The organism is Achromobacter marplatensis (assembly GCF_002209535.1).
Lineage (GTDB): Bacteria > Pseudomonadota > Gammaproteobacteria > Burkholderiales > Burkholderiaceae_B > Achromobacter > Achromobacter marplatensis.
On record NZ_NJIG01000002.1, the window covers coordinates 163712 to 180530 of the forward strand.

Genomic DNA, 16819 nt, shown 5'->3' on the forward strand with positions numbered 1-16819 from the left:
CGCGCCGGCTGTGCCGCCGGCGTCGGTTTACAGCGCGTAGTGCAGGATGGCCTGGCAGGCCGCGCTTTCGTTGGGGGGGATGGCATAGGGATCGCGGGGCGCCAGGCGGTGCAGCAGCACCTGATCGGCCAATTGCGCGCGGCTTTCCAGGCCGGCGCTGGTGGCTTCCCAGCGCAGCGCGGCCATCGATACCGCGTGGTACAGCAACGATGCCGCCTGGCGGGCCAGTTCGGCATGGTCGCCCTGGGCGGCATGCTCGGCCAGCGCGAAGGTCTGTTCGAGGGCGTGGGCCTGCGTCTCGGCCAGGGCGGGCGGGCAGGGCGCGCCCTCAGCCAGCAGGCGGTCGATGTGGACGCGCAGCGCGGGCAGCGAATTTTCTTTCTTGATGGCGCGCAGCACGTCCAGCGCTACGATGTTGCTGGTGCCTTCCCAGATGGAGCCCAGATGGGCGTCGCGCACCAGGCGCGGTTCGGTCCACTCTTCGATGTAGCCGCAGCCGCCGCGCACTTCCATCGCGTCGCCCGTTACCTTGCGGGCGTCGCGGCAGGCGCGGAATTTGATCAGGGGCGTCAGGATGCGGGCCAGCGCGGGATCGGCCGTGCCGTGGTCCGCGTCGGCCAGCGCGCGGGCCGTCTGGAACATGACGCTGCGCGCCTGCTCGGCCCAAACCGTCATCTTGACCAGTTGGCGCTGCATCAGCGGCATGTCGATCAGGCGCTTGCCGAACGCGCGGCGGTTCTGCGACACGTAGACGGCTTCGGTGACCGCGCGGCGCATCAGGCCGGCCGCGCGCATGCCGTTGGACAGGCGCGAGTTGTTGATCATGTCGGCCATGTGCTTGAAGCCGCGGCCGCGGTCGCCCACCAGCCAGGCGACCGCGCCCTCCAGCCGGATTTCACCGCTGGCCATGGAACGCGTGCCCAGCTTGTCTTTCAGGCGCAGGATGCGGTAGTGGTTGTGGCTGCCGTCGGCCAGGTCGCGCGGCAGCAGGAAGAGCGACACGCCCTTCAAACCGGGCTGCGGCTCGCTGCGGGCCAGCACCATCGCAAAGCCGGCGTCGGGGTTCGAGCAGAACCATTTGTCGCCGTGGATGCGCCACGTGCCGTCGTCCTGGGCCTCGGCCGTGACTTCGGTGGCGCTGACGTCCGAGCCCGCGCCCTGTTCGGTCATGAACATGGCGCCCTGGCGCAAGGTGTCGAAGTCCTGGGAGGTGACCTGCGGCAGCACGCGCTCGACCAGCGCGGGGTCGCCGAACTTGCGCAGCGTGCGCGCCAGCGAATCCGTCATGCTGACCGGGCAGCACAGGCCGAATTCCGCCTGCACGAACAAGTGGCTCAGCGCGTACTTGGCGGCGGCCGGCATGGGCTCGGGCCAGCCCAGCACGCCGCCGCGGTGCGAGAGCGCCGCCAGGCCAAATTCGCTGTAGGCCAGGCGTTCGAGTTCGACGTAGGCCGGATGCTTGTCGACGCGGGATTCGTCGGTGCCGGCGCGGCTGCGCACGGACAGGGTGGGGGGATGCTTGTCCGCCGTGGCCGCCAGTTCGTCCATGACGCCGCCGGCCAGGCCGCCCAGCCGTTCCAGATGGGGCAGCAGGTGGGCATGCAGCGCGGGCGGCAGGTAGCGCTGGCTGAGGGCCGCCGCATAGGGGTCCGCGTTGAAGAGGTTCAGGCCGCGGGAGTCCGGAACGGGCGTGGCGACGGGGGCGGCGGCGGTCGGGGCGGCGGTCTTGGGGGTATCCATGGCGGCATCCTGCGGAAAACGGGGAGATGGCCGATGTTGCGCGGGTCGATTAATCTATGCAAATACCGTTTTCGTGTAGAACAATCCATAAAAAATATAGATCAGGAGGGGACGATGGACCTGGATCCGCGCCTGTTGCGCTACTTCATCGCGGTGGCCGAAGAGCGCCATTTCAGCCGCGCGGCCACGCGCCTGCACATTTCGCAGCCGCCGCTCAGTTACGCCATCCGCCAGCTGGAAGACAACGTGGGCGCGCGCCTGTTGGCCCGCACCAGTCGCCACGTAGAGCTGACCGATGCCGGCCAGGTGCTGTACCGCGAGGCGTTGACCTTGCTGCGCCAGGCCGAGGAGGTGCGTACGCTGGTGCAACGGGTGGACGCGGGGCTGCGCGGCCGGCTGCGCATCGGCTTTGTGGGGTCCATGCTGTATCGCGGCCTGCCCGCGCTGCTCAACGCCATGCGGGCCGAGCTGCCTGACGTGGAGCACGTGCTGACCGAGCTGAACTCCTATGAGCAGATCGAAGCCGTCCGGCGCGGCGAGCAGGACCTGGGCTTCATCCACGCCAATCCGGTGCCGGACGAGGTCCACGCCCGCGATGTGATGGCCGAACCTTTTGTCGTGTGCCTGCCGGACTCGCACCCGCTGGCCGACCGCGCGTCGCTGCAACTGGCGGAACTGGCGGGCGATGATTTCGTGTTCTTCGCGCGCGCCGCGTCGCCCAGCTATTACGAGACGGTGCTGTCGATGTGCGTGGCGGCGGGGTTCATGCCGGTGATCCGGCACGAGGTGCGCCACTGGCTGAGCGTGGCGTCGCTGGTGTCGCAAGGGCTGGGGGTGTCGATCGTGCCGGCGTGCCTGTCGCGCAGCGGTCTGGCGGGAACGCGCTTCATCGCCTTCGGGCACGAGGCCCGGTCGGTCAGCCAGGTGATCTGGCCGGCCCAGGCGCGTTCGCCGCTGCAGCAGAAGGCGGTGGCGCTGGTGGCGCGCCAGTACCCGCCCGCTGCCGCAGGCTGAGGATCAGCGGAACACGACGGTCTTGTTGCGGTTCAGCAGGATGCGGTGTTCGACGTGGCTGCGCACGGCGCGCGACAGCACCAGGGATTCGATGTCGCTGCCGACCTGGGTCAGGTCCTGGGCGGTCATCGTGTGGTCCACGCGTTCGATGTCCTGATCGATGATCGGGCCTTCGTCCAGGTCGGAGGTCACGTAGTGGGCGGTCGCGCCGATGATCTTCACGCCGCGCGCATGCGCCTGGTGATACGGGCGGGCGCCCTTGAAGCTGGGCAGGAAGCTGTGGTGGATGTTGATGGCGCGGCCGTTCAGCGCGCGGCACATGTCCGCCGACAGGATCTGCATGTAGCGGGCCAGCACCACCAGGTCGGTGTTTGACTGCTCCACGATCTGCAGCACCTGCTTTTCCTGTTCTGCCTTGGTGTCCGCCGTGACGGGCAGGTAGTGGAACGGGATGTTGTAGGACGCGGCCAGGCTGGCGTAGTCGTTGTGGTTCGACACGATCGCGGCCACTTCGGCGTGCAAATGTCCGCTATGCACGCGGAACAGCAGGTCGTTCAGGCAGTGGCCCTGCTTGCTGACCATAATCAGCAGGCGTTCCTTGCGGCGCGCATCGTGCAGCTTCAGGTCCATGCCGTATTCGCTGGACAGCGTGGCCAGGCGGCCGCGCAGGTCGTCGGCGGCCACGGCGGTGGGCAGGTCGAAGTGCACGCGCAGGAAGAACTGGCCCGTTTCCTCGTCGCCGAATTGCTGCGAATCCAGGATGTTGCAACCCAATTCGAACAACAGGCCGCTGACGCGGTAGACGATGCCGGTGCGATCGGGGCAGGACAGGGTCAGGATGTAGTCGTTGTGCTGCATGGTGCGGAAATAGGCCGAGGTAAGAAGGGGAATGGGGCGGAATCAGGCGGCCAGGCGCGCCAGGGTTTCTTCCGCCAGGGCCAGGCTGGAGGTCAGCCCGGGGGATTCGATGCCGAACAGGTTCACCAAGCCGGGCACGCCATGCACGGCGGGGCCGGCGATGACGAAGTCGGCGGCGGGTTCGTGCGGCCCGGAGATCTTGGGCCGGATGCCGGTGTACCCGGGTGCCAGCGCATTGTCGGGCAGGGCGGGCCAGTAGCTGCGCACTGCTTCGTAGAACACGTCGGCGCGGGCCGGGTCCAGCGTGTAGTCTTCGGTGCCGACCCATTCGGTGTCGGGGCCGAATTTGGCCTGGCCGCCCATGTCCAGCGTCAGATGCACGCCCAGGCCGGCGTGTTGCGGCACGGGGTAGATCAGGCGCGAGAACGGAGCGCGGCCGGACAGCGTGAAATAGCTGCCTTTGCACAGGTAATCGGTGGGGATGCTGGCGGGCGGCACGCCGTCGATGCGGCGGGCCAGCGCCGGCGCCTGCAAGCCGGCCGAATTGATCAGCACGTTGCAGGTCAGGGTCATGGCTTCATCGCCGCCGAATTGCAGGTCGAACCCGCCTTCGGGACGGACGCGGCCGGACACCAGCGGCGTGTGGAACACGCATTGGGCGCCGGCGTTCTCGGCATCGCCCTGGAACGACAGCATCAGCGCGTGGCTGTCCACGATGCCGGTCGACGGCGACACCAGCGCGGCCGTGCATTGCAGCGCGGGCTCCAGGCGCATGGCGTCTTCGCCGGAAATGTATTGCAGGTCGTCCACGCCGTTGGCGCGGGCGCGCTGCGCGATGCCTTCCAGCTGGGCGGCCTGTTCGCGGTCGGTGGCCACGATGAGCTTGCCCAGCCGCTTGTGCGGGATGGCGCGTTCTGCGCAGTACGCGTACAGCAGATGCTTGCCGCGCACGCACAGGCGGGCTTTTAGGCTGCCGGCGGGGTAATAGATGCCGGCGTGGATGACTTCGGAATTGCGCGAGCTGGTCCCGGTGCCGATGGCTTCCGTGGCTTCGGCCACCAGCACTTCGCGGCCGGACTGGGCCAGCGCGCGGGCAATCGCCAGGCCGACCACCCCTGCGCCGATGACGACGCAATCGACATCCACGCTCATGGCGCTTTCCTTTCGGACCGGGAACCCGCCGGGGTCAGGTCGAAGCCGCCGGCATGGAAGACCAGCGGCGGTTCGCTGCTGTGACCGCAGCGTTCGACTTCGCCCACCATGATGATGTGGTCGCCTTCTTCGTAGCGGCTGCGGTTGCGGCATTCGAACCAGGCGGCGCAGTGGCCGTCCAGCATCGGCGTGCCGCCGGGCGCATGGTGCACGGTCAGGCCGGCGTAGCGGTCAGGCGTCTTGCCCGTGGCGAAACGCCGCGCCAGCGCAATCTGCTCGGCGCTCAGCACGTTGACCACATAGCGTTCGCACCGCTCGAACGCCTCCAGCGAGGATGATCCGCGCGACAGGCTCCAGAGGATCAGCGGCGGGTTCAGCGACACGGAGTTGAAGGAGCTGACCGTCAGCCCGATGGGGGCGCCATCAAGGCCGGCGGCAGTGACGACCGTTACGCCCGTGGCATAACGGCCCAGTGCGGTACGGAAGAAGGAGGCGTCAAAATCGGGGGAGGAGGCGGGCATGCAATCGTTAAGTCGGGCGGGCGCGCGGGGCGCCCGGCATCAAGGCGACAGGCGTTCGATATTCCAGGCCGTGCCGTCGGCGACATAGCGCAGGCGGTCGTGCAGGCGCGAGGGCCTGCCTTGCCAGAACTCGAAAGCGGTGGGCTTCAGGCGGTAACCGCCCCAGTGCGGCGGGCGCGGCGGCTGTTCGCCGAAACGTTCGCGGAATTCCTGCTCGCGGGCTTCCAGCTCTTCACGGGTGATGGGCTGGCTTTGGCGCGAAGCCCAGGCGCCGATGCGCGAACCGGCGGGCCGGCTGTGGTAGTACGCATCCGACTCTTCGGCGGCGACTTTTTCCACCACGCCTTCGATCCGCACCTGGCGTTCCAGCGGCTGCCAGAAAAACAGCAGGCAGGCGCGCGGCTCGGCCAGCAGATCCTGGCCCTTGCGGGATTCATAGTTGGTGAAGAACGTGAAGCCGTGCTCGTCAAAGCCCTTGATCAGGACGATGCGGGCGCTGGGCTGGCCGTCGGCGTTCACCGTGGCGAGCGTCATGGCGTTGGGTTCCGGCACCTTGGCGGCCAGCGCTTCGTCGAACCAGCGGGAAAACTGCTGGAACGGGGACGCGGCGGCCTGGCTTTCCAGCAGGACGTTCTTTTCGTAGCTTTGACGCAGATCGGAGACGGACATGAGGCGTGGGATTCAGCGTTGATAACAGGGAGTTTATACCGCTTGGGGCATCGCTCCCTTATTGACCCCGCGCAGGTCTCAGGCATGTTTGGCGCCCGCGGCCGGGCGGGGAGCTGTCAGCTGCCTTCCGGCAGGGGCCGCCCGTCCAGTTCCAGCCGGCGGGCAATGGCGTCCAGGCGGGCGTCATGGATGCCGGCGGCGCGTAGCGCCTGGGCGGTCTGGACCACGTAGTCGGTGCAGGGGCCGTAGCGGCCGGCGGCCCGGCGCACGATGGCCAGCAGTTCGGCATCGGGCAGGGCGCGGATGTAGGCCGGATTGTCCCGGTTCATGATGAAGACCAGCGCGCGGACGGGGCCGGCGTCGGTTGCGCAGTTGATCCAGCGGGGCAGATAGGCCCCCGTGGACATCTCGCGTTCCCAGAGGGCGGGGAAATAAGTGGGCACCTGGTCGCCGGCCAGTCGGTAGACGACGCCCCGGCAGGAACCTCCGCGGTCCAGCCCGAAGACAAGACCCGGGCATTCCGGCGTGCCGCGGTTCACGCGCGACCACAGGCACAGGGCCCGGTGGTGCCCGCGCAGTGTCGCCAGGCGGCGTTCCATGAAGTCGAAATCGGGGCGCCAGATCAGCGATCCGTACCCATATACCCAGACGTCTTCCCCGGATTGCCAATGCTGCAGCGCCTGGTCCAGCGAGGCCTGCCTTTCCTCTGGCGTCCAGAGGCGAAAGGGCAGGCTGGCGCCGGCGATGCCGGCGGCGGGAGGAGAGGACTGCATGTTCACGACTACGGGTTCCGGTCAGACTCGAGCGGGGGATTGCGGTTGGCCCATCCGCCCGCCATCAGGGCCAGCGAATACGCCCAGAACAACGGGGCGACGCCAATTACCGCACCCAGCGCGCCGAAGGTCAACGGCAGGGATACCTGTGACCCGTTGATCAGCGCCATCCGCAGGCCGACGGCTTCGGCGGCACGGCCCGGCGGCGAATGCTGGTGCAGCAGGGATAGCATACTCGGTTGGCAGCACCCCAAGGCAAGGCCCAGGATGAACGACAGCACGATCAGGACAGTAACGTCGGTGAACAGCGGGTAAAGCATGAAATCGATGGCGGCCGTCGCCATGGCCACCCGCACCAGCGTCCAGGACCGCACACGGCGCATGATCAGCGGCAATATCAGGCGGATGACGAACGTTGCCGCCGCGAAGGACGCAAGAATGACGCCGATGGTGGTGGCCGACAGGCCGATGGCGACGCCGAAGATGGGCACGACGAACAAATGGGTGTCCCAGGCACCGGACAGGATCGTGTTGACCATCAGGATGCGGCGCAACGCGGGCACGGCCAGCAATTCCGTCACCCTTCGGCGCTGTGCTTCTTTCGCGCCTGCCAGTTGCGAATCCACCGCCTTCAATTGGTGCCGCATCGCGTACAGCCCGATCCCGGACAGGATGGGGCCCAGGGCCAGCAGGCCGAAGGCCGTGCGCGTGCCCAGGTGGTCGATCGCCAGGCCGGCGATCAGCGGCCCGGAAAAGCCCGATCCGGCAAGCGCCAGCGACATGAACGAAAAATTGCGCAGCCGCTGCGTGGGCTCGGCATGGCCCAGCAAATCTTGGGTGGCGACCTGGTGCAGCATGAACCCGATGCCGATACAGCAGGAGGCAATGAGAAGCGCGGTCTGGGTCTGCGAGATAAAGGGCAATGCGGTGCCGATCGCGACCAATGACGTCCCGATGACGAGGGGACGCACGATGCCCACCCGGTCGACCCAGCGTCCGGCGCGTACCGAGAACAGCATCGGCAGCACGGCGAATACAGCCACCAGCGTGCCGACCTTGAAGGTCGACAGGCCCATTTGCAGCGCGGTCAGCGAAACAGTGATCCGTCCCCCGGTCAGGGCGACGTGATTCATCATTGCCAGCAGGCACAGCAGCACTGCCCCGGAAAATTCCGGGGAACTGGAAGGCGAGGAGGGGGATCTGTTGGAGGTAGACACGGCGTAACTGCATTCATTCTGGGCGGATCGTCGGTCTATGTCGAGGCACGGTTTTTTTGCACCGCCGCAAATTGTTTCAGCGCGTGGTGACAAGATAGGCGCCATCTAGCGGGCAAGTCGCGTGCTTACGGCGCAAGATGGCGGCACGTTCGCGGCATGTGCGCAATGCGGGGTTCCGCGCGTGCGCCGCAGACGTTGTATCGTTCTCACAACGGAACAATCGCGCGCAGGCTTGACGAACCGGTGCCGCTTTACTGTTTTTCACCGTTTTGACACAGATTGGCAGTGGTTTGGACAGAAGGCGCGTTTAGGATGGGCGCCTATGCTTTGCAATACCGGCGCAGGTTCGCGGCCCGCGCCTCCTCTCATCAGGTTCAATGAAAAAGTCCCGCAGCAAGTTCAAGCGTTATGCGCTGATCGCCGTCGTCGTCCTGCTTGTCGCGTACGTCCTGCGCGCCATGTTCTTTTCGGCGCCGCCGCCACCCACCTTCGCGGTGGGCGAAGTCAGCCGGGCGAACCTTGAAGACAGCGTGCTGGCCAGCGGCACCATCGACGCCATCGAGCGCGTCAGCGTGGGCGCCCAGGCAACCGGCCAGTTGAAGTCCCTGAAAGTGGCGCTGGGCGACCGCGTCAAGAAGGGCCAACTGGTCGCAGAAATCGATGACCTGACCCAGCAGAACGAACTGCGCAATGCCGAAGCGGCCCTGCAGACGCGCCGCGCCGAACGCGCGGCCAAGGTCGCCACGCTGAAGCAGGCCGAGCTGGCGTTCAAGCGCCAGCGCCAGATGCTGGCGGCCGACGCCAGTTCGCGCGAAGCCTTTGAGACGGCCGAGGCCACGCTGGCCGTGACGCGCGCGGAGATTGCCTCGCTTGACGCGCAGATCGCGCAGGCCGAGATTCAGGTCGACACCGCCCGCGTCAACCTGGGGTACACGCGCATCGTCTCGCCCATCGACGGCATGGTGGTGGCCGTGGTGACCAAGGAAGGCCAGACCGTCAACTCTATCCAGAGCGCGCCTACCATCATCAAGGTGGCCCAGGTCGACACCATGACGATCAAGGCGCAGATCTCGGAAGCCGACGTGACCCGCGTGAAGGCGGGGCTGCCGGTGTACTTCACCATCCTGGGCGAACCCGACCAGCGCTACCAGGCCAAGCTGCGCGCGGTGGAACCGGCGCCGGACTCCATCCAGAAAGACGACGCGACGTCGTCGCTGACGTCTTCCACCGGCAGTTCAACCACCGCCGCCGTCTACTACAACGGCCTGTTCGACGTGCCCAACCCCGACGAAAAGCTGCGCATTTCGATGACCGCCCAGGTCTTCATCGTGCTGGGCGAGGCCAAGGACGCCGTCGTGGTGCCGGCCTCGGCGCTGGGCAAGCGCGGCGAAGACGGCCGCTATGCCGTGCGCGTGGTCTTGAAGGACAACAAGACTGAAGTGCGTCAGGTCAAGATCGGCATGAACAACAACGTGCAGGCGCAGGTGCTGGAAGGGCTGGAGGTGGGCGAGCGGGTCGTGACGGCGGATTCTGCGCCTGCGGCCGCCGCGGCGCCGGGGGCCTGACATGAGCGGCCCGCTAATCTCGCTTTCCGGGGTACGCCGCGAGTTCCCCGCGGGTGAGCAGACCATTGCCGTCCTGAAGGACATCAACCTGACCATCGAGGCCGGGGAAATGGTCGCCATCGTGGGCGCGTCCGGGTCGGGCAAGTCCACGCTGATGAACATCCTGGGCTGCCTGGACCGCCCGACCCGAGGCGACTACCGGGTCAGCGGGCGCAGCACGGGTGAGCTGGGCCCGGACGAGCTGGCCGAGTTGCGGCGGGAACACTTCGGCTTCATCTTCCAGCGCTATCACCTGCTGTCCGATCTGACGGCGCAGGGCAACGTCGAAATGCCGGCCGTCTACGCCGGCAAGCGCCGCGAAGCCCGGATGGCCCGCGCCGAGGAATTGTTGAAGCGGCTGGGGCTGGGCGACCGGTCTGAGCATCGCCCCGGTCAATTGTCGGGAGGCCAGCAGCAGCGCGTGAGCATCGCGCGCGCGCTGATGAACGGCGGCGACATCATCCTGGCCGACGAACCCACCGGCGCGCTGGACACGCATACCGGCCAGGAAGTGCTGCGCATCCTGGAAGAACTGAACGCGGCTGGCCACACCATCATCATCGTCACGCACGATATGAATGTGGCGCGCCATGCGCAACGCATCATCGAGATCAGCGACGGCGAGATCGTCGCGGACAAGCGCAATCCCGACGCGCCGCGGCGGGACGCGGAGCGCGACCCGCCGCCGGAATTGCCCAAGCGGCCCGCCTGGCAGTCGTACCTGGACCGCTGCGGCGAGGCGCTGCGCATGGCGCTGCTGTCCATGAACGCGCACCGGCTGCGCACGTCCTTGACCATGCTGGGCATCATCATCGGCATCGCGGCCGTGGTGTCGGTGGTGGCGCTGGGCGAAGGGTCGCGGCGCAAGATCCTGGAAGACATCAGCGCGATCGGCACCAATACCGTCGAAGTGTTCCCCGGCAAGGACTTCGGTGACGAGAAAGCCGTCAACATCCGCACGCTGGTCGCCGCCGACGCGGACGCGCTGGCGCGCGAACCTTATGTAGACAGCGTCACCCCCGAAGTCGTCACCAGCAACACGCTGCGCTACCGCAACGTGTCGGTCAACGGCTCGATCCAGGGCGTAGGCGAACAGTACTTCCGCGTGCGCGCCGTCAAACTGGCGCAGGGCAAGTTCTTCGACGAGACCAGCGTGGTGCGCCGGGCGCAGGAAGTCGTGATCGACGAAGGCACGCGACGGACCTTGTTCGGGTCGCATACGGACCCGATCGGGCAGGTGGTGTTCCTGGGATCGATGCCGGCCCGCGTGATCGGCGTGACCGAGAAGAAAGATTCCGTCTTCGGCAACAACGAATCGCTGAATGTCTGGATCCCCTACACCACCGCGCTGTCGCGCGTGCTGGGCCAGCAGCACTTGAAGAGCATTACGGTGCGGGTGAACGACGCCACGCCGCCGGCCGCGGCCGAGCGGGCTATCGAGCGCGTGCTGATGCGCCGCCACGTGGTGAAGGACTTCTTTGTGTTCAACACGGATGCCATCCGCAAGACCATCGAGCGCACGACGGCCACCATGACCTTGCTGGTGTCCCTGATCGCGCTGATCTCGCTGATGGTGGGCGGCATCGGGGTCATGAACATCATGCTGGTGTCCGTCACCGAGCGCACCCGCGAGATCGGCGTGCGCATGGCGGTGGGCGCGCGGCGCAGCGACATCATGCAGCAGTTCCTGATCGAAGCCGTGCTGGTCTGCCTGATCGGCGGTGCGCTGGGCATCATCCTGTCGCTGGCGCTGGGCGTGCTGGTGTTCAAGGCGACGGCAGGTTCGTTCCAGATGATCTATTCCACGGCATCGATGGTGGCGGCATTCACGTGCTCGACGCTGATCGGTGTGCTTTTTGGCTATTTGCCGGCGCGCAATGCGGCGCGCCTGGATCCCGTCGAGGCGTTGGCCCGGGAATGAGGACGATGAAAGCGGTTTCTTTGATTCGCACCCCCGCCGCCCTGGCGCTGCTTCTGGCGCTGGGCGGTTGCGGCAGCCTGCTGCGTACCGACTACGAGCCCCCGCTGACCCAGGCGCCCGCCGCCTGGACGCATGGCGTCCCGGGCGACGCGCAAGCGCCGCTGGCTGACGGCGGTGCGTGGTGGCATAATTTCAATGATCCGGTCTTGAACGGCCTGGTCGATGCCGTGCTGGCGCGCAACAACGACCTGGCCGCCGCGGCGATCCGGGTGCGCCGCGCCCAGTACCAGGCGGGGCTGACCGAAGACCAACTGATCCCCCAACTGGGCGGCAGCGCCAACGTGTCGCGCAACCGCAACCTGTACGGCGACCGCGCCATCGCGCGGACCAATGCCACCGAGCTGACTGTGAGCTACGAGGTCGACCTGTGGGGCAAGCTGTCGCGCCAGCGCGATGCCGCCCAGTGGGAGGCGCTGGCCACCGAGCAGGACCGCCAGTCCTCGGCCCTGTCCCTGGTGGGCACCACGGCCACGCTGTACTGGCAGACGGCCTTCATCAACCAGCGCATCGCCAGCAGCGAAGAAAGCATCGCCTACGCCCGCCGCACGCAGGACCTGGTGCGCGCGCAGTACGCCGCGGGCGGCGCATCGGCCCTGGAACTGGCGGAAGCCGAGCAGACCGTGGCCAGCCAGCAGGCGGCGCACACCCTGCTGGTGCAGCAGCGGGTGGAATACACGAATGCGCTGACCATCCTGTTCGACGGCCCGCCCGACCGCAGCATGGCCGACCCGGCCCGGCTGCCGCAGTACCCGCTGCCCGAAGCACGCGCCGGCGTCCCCGCCGACCTGCTGGGTCGCCGCCCGGACCTGCGCGCAGCGGAACTGCGCCTGCGTGAAGCGCTGGCCACGGTCGACGCCACGCGCGCCAGCTTCTATCCGCCGGTCACCCTGACGGGCGCCGTGGGCAGCGCCAGCCCCACGCTATCGAACATCCTGCAAAACCCCGTCGCGTCCCTGGGCGTGGGCCTGACGCTGCCGTTCCTGCAATGGAACCAGATGCAGCTGAACATCAAGATATCAAAGGCCGACTACGAAGAACGCGTCGTCAATTTCCGGCAGTCGCTGTATCAGGCGATGGCGGACGTGGAGAATGCGCTGTCGAACCGGACGCAACTGGCATTGCAGGCGGAGCAGCTGGCGGTGTCGTTGCGGGCGGCGCGCGACGCCGAACGTTTGTACGAAGTGCGCTACCGGGCAGGGGCCGTGTCGTTGAAGGACTGGCTGGATGCGCAGGAGAAGCGGCGGACGGCGGAGATTGCGCGGGACGAGAACGGATTGAACCGGCTGGTGAACCAGGTGACGGTTTATCGGGCGCTGGGGGGGGATGATGTTGTGGTTCGTTGATATCGGCGTTGGGTGTCGGGTGTTGGCGGTTGTCTCGTTGCGTGATGTTTGAGGTTCTTGAGACGCCCTGCGTGGCGGTGGGGCGGGGCGCGCGGGTCAACGATTGCGGTCCGGAGCCTTCGCTCCGGACTAGCCCCGTCGTCATCTTCGTCCAGGCCTGCGGCCTTCCCTTCAGATTCCCTCGGGCGCATCGACTCCCCGCGCACCCCGCCCCACCGCCACGCCGGGCTCTGCTAATTGAAATCTGACGTCAGCTGGGGAGGACGGTTTGCTTGGGGTTCCCTCCCGCCATGGGTGGGTGGTGAAAGATCTTGCGGGCCTCGCCCCAGGCCGGCCGCGCGGGCGGCCTTTTGGGGCTTTCACGGGGTCTTGCGTCGGGAGGATGCCGATTGATTTCGTAGGATGGGTGAAGTGCGCTCCATTCCCTACGAGCACGTTGATCTCTGCCGCACGTAACCCATCAGACGGTCGCAAACCTGATGGGTTACGCGCGGCAGTCGGTCCCGGTCTTATGACGACTTTGCCGCGCTGCACCCATCCTACGACGCGGCAGAACGCGTATGCCGATGACGGCCGCCTGCGCGGCCTTCAGCGGCGGGCAGCGCAAGACTCGTCCTTGCATACAGGTCTAGCAGCGCACCGACCCAAGACGGCGGCAGCCCGTCGTTGCGGTTGGCGTGCGGGCGCGCAACCTTGATGCGCCCGAGGGAATCTGAAGGCAGCGGCCGTAGGCCGCAACGAAGATGACGAGGGGGAAGTCCGGAGCGAAGGCTCCGGACCGCAATCGTGGGCGCGCGCCCGCACGCCAACCGCGGCGATGGGCGACCTACGAAGCACAACGCCGGCCCCTAAACACCGACAACGCCCCGCCCTATAAAATACCCCCCATGAACTCCCCCGATCACCCGATCCCCCCCGCCGACCTTGACCGCCGCTTCGGCGGCCTGTCCCGTCTCTACGGCCCTCAAGCCCCCGCGCGCCTGCAAAACGCTCACGTTGCGGTCGCCGGCCTGGGCGGCGTCGGTTCCTGGACCGTCGAGGCGCTGGCGCGCTGCGGGGTCGGGGCATTGACCCTGATCGACCTGGACCACATCGCCGAATCCAACGTCAACCGCCAGATCCATGCGCTGTCGTCCACGCTGGGCCAATCCAAGGTGGATGCCATGGCGGAACGGGTGCTGGCGATCAATCCGGAATGCCGGCTGACGCGGGTGGACGATTTCGTGTCGCCCGAGAACGTCGCCGACGTCTTGCCCGGGCCTTACACCGTCATCATCGATTGCACTGACCAGGCCGCCGCCAAGATCGCGATGATCCTGCATGCGCGGGCGTTGGGCGTGCCGATGCTGCTGTGCGGCGGCGCCGGCGGCAAGACGGATCCGCTCGCCTTGCGGGCGGGGGACCTGTCGGCTGCGGTGAACGACGCCTTGCTGGCCAAGTTGCGCAACAAGCTGCGCCGCGAACATGGCTTTCCGCGCGCGTCCGACCAGAACGGCAAGGCGCTCAAGCGCGTGCCGAAGATGGGCATCCATGCCTTGTGGTTCGACCAGCCCGCCATCCTGCCCGACGCCTGGACCCGCCCCGTCGAGGGCGAAGACGACGTGGGCGCCTCGGGCCAGAACATCGCGCCGCAAGGGCTGTCGTGCGCGGGCTACGGTTCGGTTGTGACCGTGACGGCCGCCATGGGCATGGCGGCTGCCAACGAGGCGCTGCGGCTGGCGATCTGAACGCCGGCCGGTGGCCGCGTCACGGCGTACCGGCCGCCCGGCCTTCGCCTTACAGCGCCACGAACACCATCCCGTCCTCGATCCTGACGGGGTAGGTCGCCACGTTTTCCCGCAAGGGGGAACACAACGCCTTGCCGTCGCGAACGTCGAAACGGCCCTGGTGCAGCGGGCACTCGATCTCGTGGCCTTCCAGGAAACCATCGCATAGACGGGCGTTGCCGTGCGTACAGAGGTTGGCGGTGGCGTAGACCTCGCCGTCGACACCGTATAGCGCGATCTCGCGGTCGCCCGCCAGCACGGCGATGACGGCTTCTTCCGGCACGTCGGCCCGCGCGATGGCCTTGATCCATTGCGTACTCATAGCGATTGTCCTGGTCAGATGGGATAGATGAGCGAATTCGGGATCAGTTCGCTGTCGAAAATGCACAGCCGCGATTCGAACTTCAGGCCGTCGGACGTCTGGCGCACCACGTCCAGATAGCGTCCCACGTTGAAGACCGTGGTCAGCTGGTTGGGCTTGGTGCGGAACACCGCGTAGCTGGCCTCGGATTCGATGCGGTCGCCGTCGGCCGACAGCACGCGCGGCGCGCCCACGACGTGGCGCTGGTAGTACGGGTCGTGGAAGATCGTGTCGGTGGCGCCGTAGATGCGGTCCTTCAGCATGCCGCGGCTTTCGAACGCCATGGTCGCCAGCGGATAGCCGCGCTCGTGGTTTTCGCGGGGCAGCACCTTGTAGGTGCAGTCTTCCAGGAAAAAGTCCGGCCATTTCTCCCATTCTTCGGCGTCCAGCGCGGCGGCGTAGTCGGCGTACAGGCGGGTCAGCTGGTAGTAGAGCGGGAAGTCCAGCATCGTCATGCCTCCATCACGCGGCGCCAATACGCGTACATGCCGCGGATCAGCGTTTCAGTCACCATGTGGTCGGTGTTCTCGGCGCTCTTGCCGCCCAGCTCCGCCACGCTGCGGTGCCACGGCTTCTGTTGAAAACCCGCTTGCGAGAATTCGATGACTTCGCCGTCGTCGGCCGACACGAAGCCGGCCGGGCCGAACAGATTGGCCTGGCGCAGGCGCCGGCGTGTCATCTCGGGCGTGTCGTCGGCAAAGCCGAAGTGGGTCCAGACGAAATCGAAGGCGTCGTGGCCCACGGGCTGGATGTGGCGAGTGGACAGCGAATTCACCTGCTGCTGGATGATGACGCTGGGGAACAACGTCATCAGCACGGCGGTGGGGCCGTTCCACCACGGCTCCTGCACGATGTCCAGAAAGCGGTCGTCGTTCAGCGACATCTGCTCCTTGAAGCTGGACACGCCACTGGTGACGCTGCCTTTGCCGCCCTGGCCGCGCGTGGAAATCATGGCGGCGTGGCGGAAATGGCGGTCCATCTTCAGTTCCGACCGGTTGTCCGCGCGCCAGAGCCCGAAGGTGACGAACCAGGTATGCAAAAGGCCCGGGTGGTAGGGGTCTTTGATGTTCTCCTGCATCAGTTTCCAGTTGCCCGGAATGCGCTGGCGGCTGTAGCCGTGGATCACCAGTTCGCGGCCGTCGAAGACGCGGTCGAAGTAGTGCAGGATGTCCGGACCCAGGTAGTCTTCCAGCGATTCCACGCCGTGGTCGAACGAGGCGAAGACCACGCCGTTGCGGCAAGCCACTGCCAGCTTGGTTAGGCTGTGTTCTTCAGGCTTGAAATCGGGCGGCATGCCGCCGTTCACCTTGCCGTCCTGCTTCACGCCGCGCCGGAAGGGCACGCCGATCAGGTTGCCCTGCAGGTCGTAATTCCACTGGTGGTAGGGGCAGACAAATTCGCTGCGGTTGCCGGCGCGTTCGCGGCAGAACTGCACGCCGCGGTGAGCGCACACGTTTTCCACGACGCGCACCTGACCGTCGTTATCGCGCAGCAGGATGACGGACCTTTCGCCCACCGCAGTGCGCTTGAAGTCGCCCGGGTTGGGGATTTCGGCCTCCAGGCCCACGTAGCTCCAGTGCGAGCGGTAGAAGAAGCGCTCCAGTTCGCGCTGGTGCAGCGTGGCATCGGTGTAGACGCCGAAGGGGATACGGTGGGAGCCGTCGCCCTGCCAGGGCGGAACGAAGGTGAGCGGCTGGTCGGGGGCGTTCATGGGCGGCCTCCGGGGTGGCCGCCCGGTCTACAGGGCGTGGCGGATTGCATGGCTTGTCTCCATTGTTCATCTGCGCCGCTGGGGCGGGCAGGACCCGCGCGGCATCGGC

The 16819-nt window shown here is 66.8% G+C and carries 15 protein-coding genes; 5 read left to right on the plus strand and 10 right to left on the minus strand.

Annotated features, from left to right (window positions below):
* Positions 1–27: 27 nt before the first annotated feature.
* On the minus strand, positions 28–1740 hold the full coding sequence (locus CEY09_RS04285) for an acyl-CoA dehydrogenase family protein (RefSeq protein ID WP_088587709.1): 1713 nt from the start codon (positions 1738–1740) through the stop codon (positions 28–30).
* Positions 1741–1854: 114 nt separating this feature from the next.
* Between CEY09_RS04285 and CEY09_RS04290 the strand changes: the two genes are divergently transcribed.
* Entirely contained in the window at positions 1855–2754 is a 900-nt protein-coding gene (locus tag CEY09_RS04290; RefSeq protein WP_088587710.1) for a LysR family transcriptional regulator, read from the plus strand.
* Positions 2755–2757: 3 nt separating this feature from the next.
* Here CEY09_RS04290 and purU read toward each other — a convergent pair whose 3' ends face one another.
* The 6 genes from purU to CEY09_RS04320 form a co-directional block, all read right to left on the minus strand.
* Positions 2758–3612, minus strand: a complete 855-nt coding sequence (gene purU, locus CEY09_RS04295; protein WP_006226384.1) for a formyltetrahydrofolate deformylase — start codon at positions 3610–3612, stop codon at positions 2758–2760.
* A gap of 42 nt (positions 3613–3654) precedes the next feature.
* A complete protein-coding gene (locus CEY09_RS04300) occupies positions 3655–4764 on the minus strand; it encodes an NAD(P)/FAD-dependent oxidoreductase (protein WP_088587711.1) in 1110 nt (369 codons plus the stop codon).
* Positions 4761–5285 (minus strand): flavin reductase family protein, encoded by a 525-nt coding sequence (locus tag CEY09_RS04305; RefSeq protein WP_006226386.1) that lies wholly within the window; start codon positions 5283–5285, stop codon positions 4761–4763. Before CEY09_RS04305 ends, CEY09_RS04300 begins: the two co-directional genes overlap by 4 nt.
* A 39-nt stretch (positions 5286–5324) precedes the next feature.
* Positions 5325–5954: a pyridoxamine 5'-phosphate oxidase gene (gene pdxH, locus CEY09_RS04310; protein WP_088587712.1), complete on the minus strand. Its 630-nt coding sequence runs from the start codon at positions 5952–5954 to the stop codon at positions 5325–5327.
* Positions 5955–6070: 116 nt separating this feature from the next.
* Positions 6071–6733 carry a gamma-glutamylcyclotransferase gene (locus CEY09_RS04315; RefSeq protein ID WP_035213776.1) on the minus strand — a complete coding sequence of 221 codons (663 nt, stop codon included), beginning with the start codon at positions 6731–6733 and terminating at the stop codon, positions 6071–6073.
* 2 nt (positions 6734–6735) lie between these two features.
* Positions 6736–7944 (minus strand): MFS transporter, encoded by a 1209-nt coding sequence (locus CEY09_RS04320; RefSeq protein ID WP_088587713.1) that lies wholly within the window; start codon positions 7942–7944, stop codon positions 6736–6738.
* Between the two features lie 377 nt (positions 7945–8321).
* Between CEY09_RS04320 and CEY09_RS04325 the strand changes: the two genes are divergently transcribed.
* From CEY09_RS04325 to CEY09_RS04340, 4 genes are all read left to right on the plus strand, one after another.
* Positions 8322–9509, plus strand: a complete 1188-nt coding sequence (locus CEY09_RS04325; protein ID WP_006226391.1) for an efflux RND transporter periplasmic adaptor subunit — start codon at positions 8322–8324, stop codon at positions 9507–9509.
* 1 nt (position 9510) lies between these two features.
* Complete coding sequence (locus CEY09_RS04330) at positions 9511–11469, plus strand: MacB family efflux pump subunit (RefSeq protein ID WP_088587714.1); 1959 nt, start codon at positions 9511–9513, stop codon at positions 11467–11469.
* 5 nt (positions 11470–11474) lie between these two features.
* Positions 11475–12872: an efflux transporter outer membrane subunit gene (locus CEY09_RS04335; RefSeq protein ID WP_175216755.1), complete on the plus strand. Its 1398-nt coding sequence runs from the start codon at positions 11475–11477 to the stop codon at positions 12870–12872.
* A gap of 887 nt (positions 12873–13759) precedes the next feature.
* Positions 13760–14599, plus strand: a complete 840-nt coding sequence (locus tag CEY09_RS04340; protein ID WP_088587715.1) for a tRNA threonylcarbamoyladenosine dehydratase — start codon at positions 13760–13762, stop codon at positions 14597–14599.
* 49 nt (positions 14600–14648) lie between these two features.
* Here CEY09_RS04340 and CEY09_RS04345 read toward each other — a convergent pair whose 3' ends face one another.
* From CEY09_RS04345 to CEY09_RS04355, 3 genes are read right to left on the minus strand one after another with little or no spacing between them, the layout of a single operon-like run.
* A complete protein-coding gene (locus CEY09_RS04345) occupies positions 14649–14960 on the minus strand; it encodes a non-heme iron oxygenase ferredoxin subunit (protein WP_088587716.1) in 312 nt (103 codons plus the stop codon).
* 14 nt (positions 14961–14974) lie between these two features.
* Entirely contained in the window at positions 14975–15448 is a 474-nt protein-coding gene (locus tag CEY09_RS04350) for an aromatic-ring-hydroxylating dioxygenase subunit beta (RefSeq protein WP_035213777.1), read from the minus strand.
* 2 nt (positions 15449–15450) lie between these two features.
* Positions 15451–16710, minus strand: a complete 1260-nt coding sequence (locus CEY09_RS04355) for an aromatic ring-hydroxylating dioxygenase subunit alpha (protein WP_088587717.1) — start codon at positions 16708–16710, stop codon at positions 15451–15453.
* Between the last annotated feature and the right edge of the window lie 109 nt (positions 16711–16819).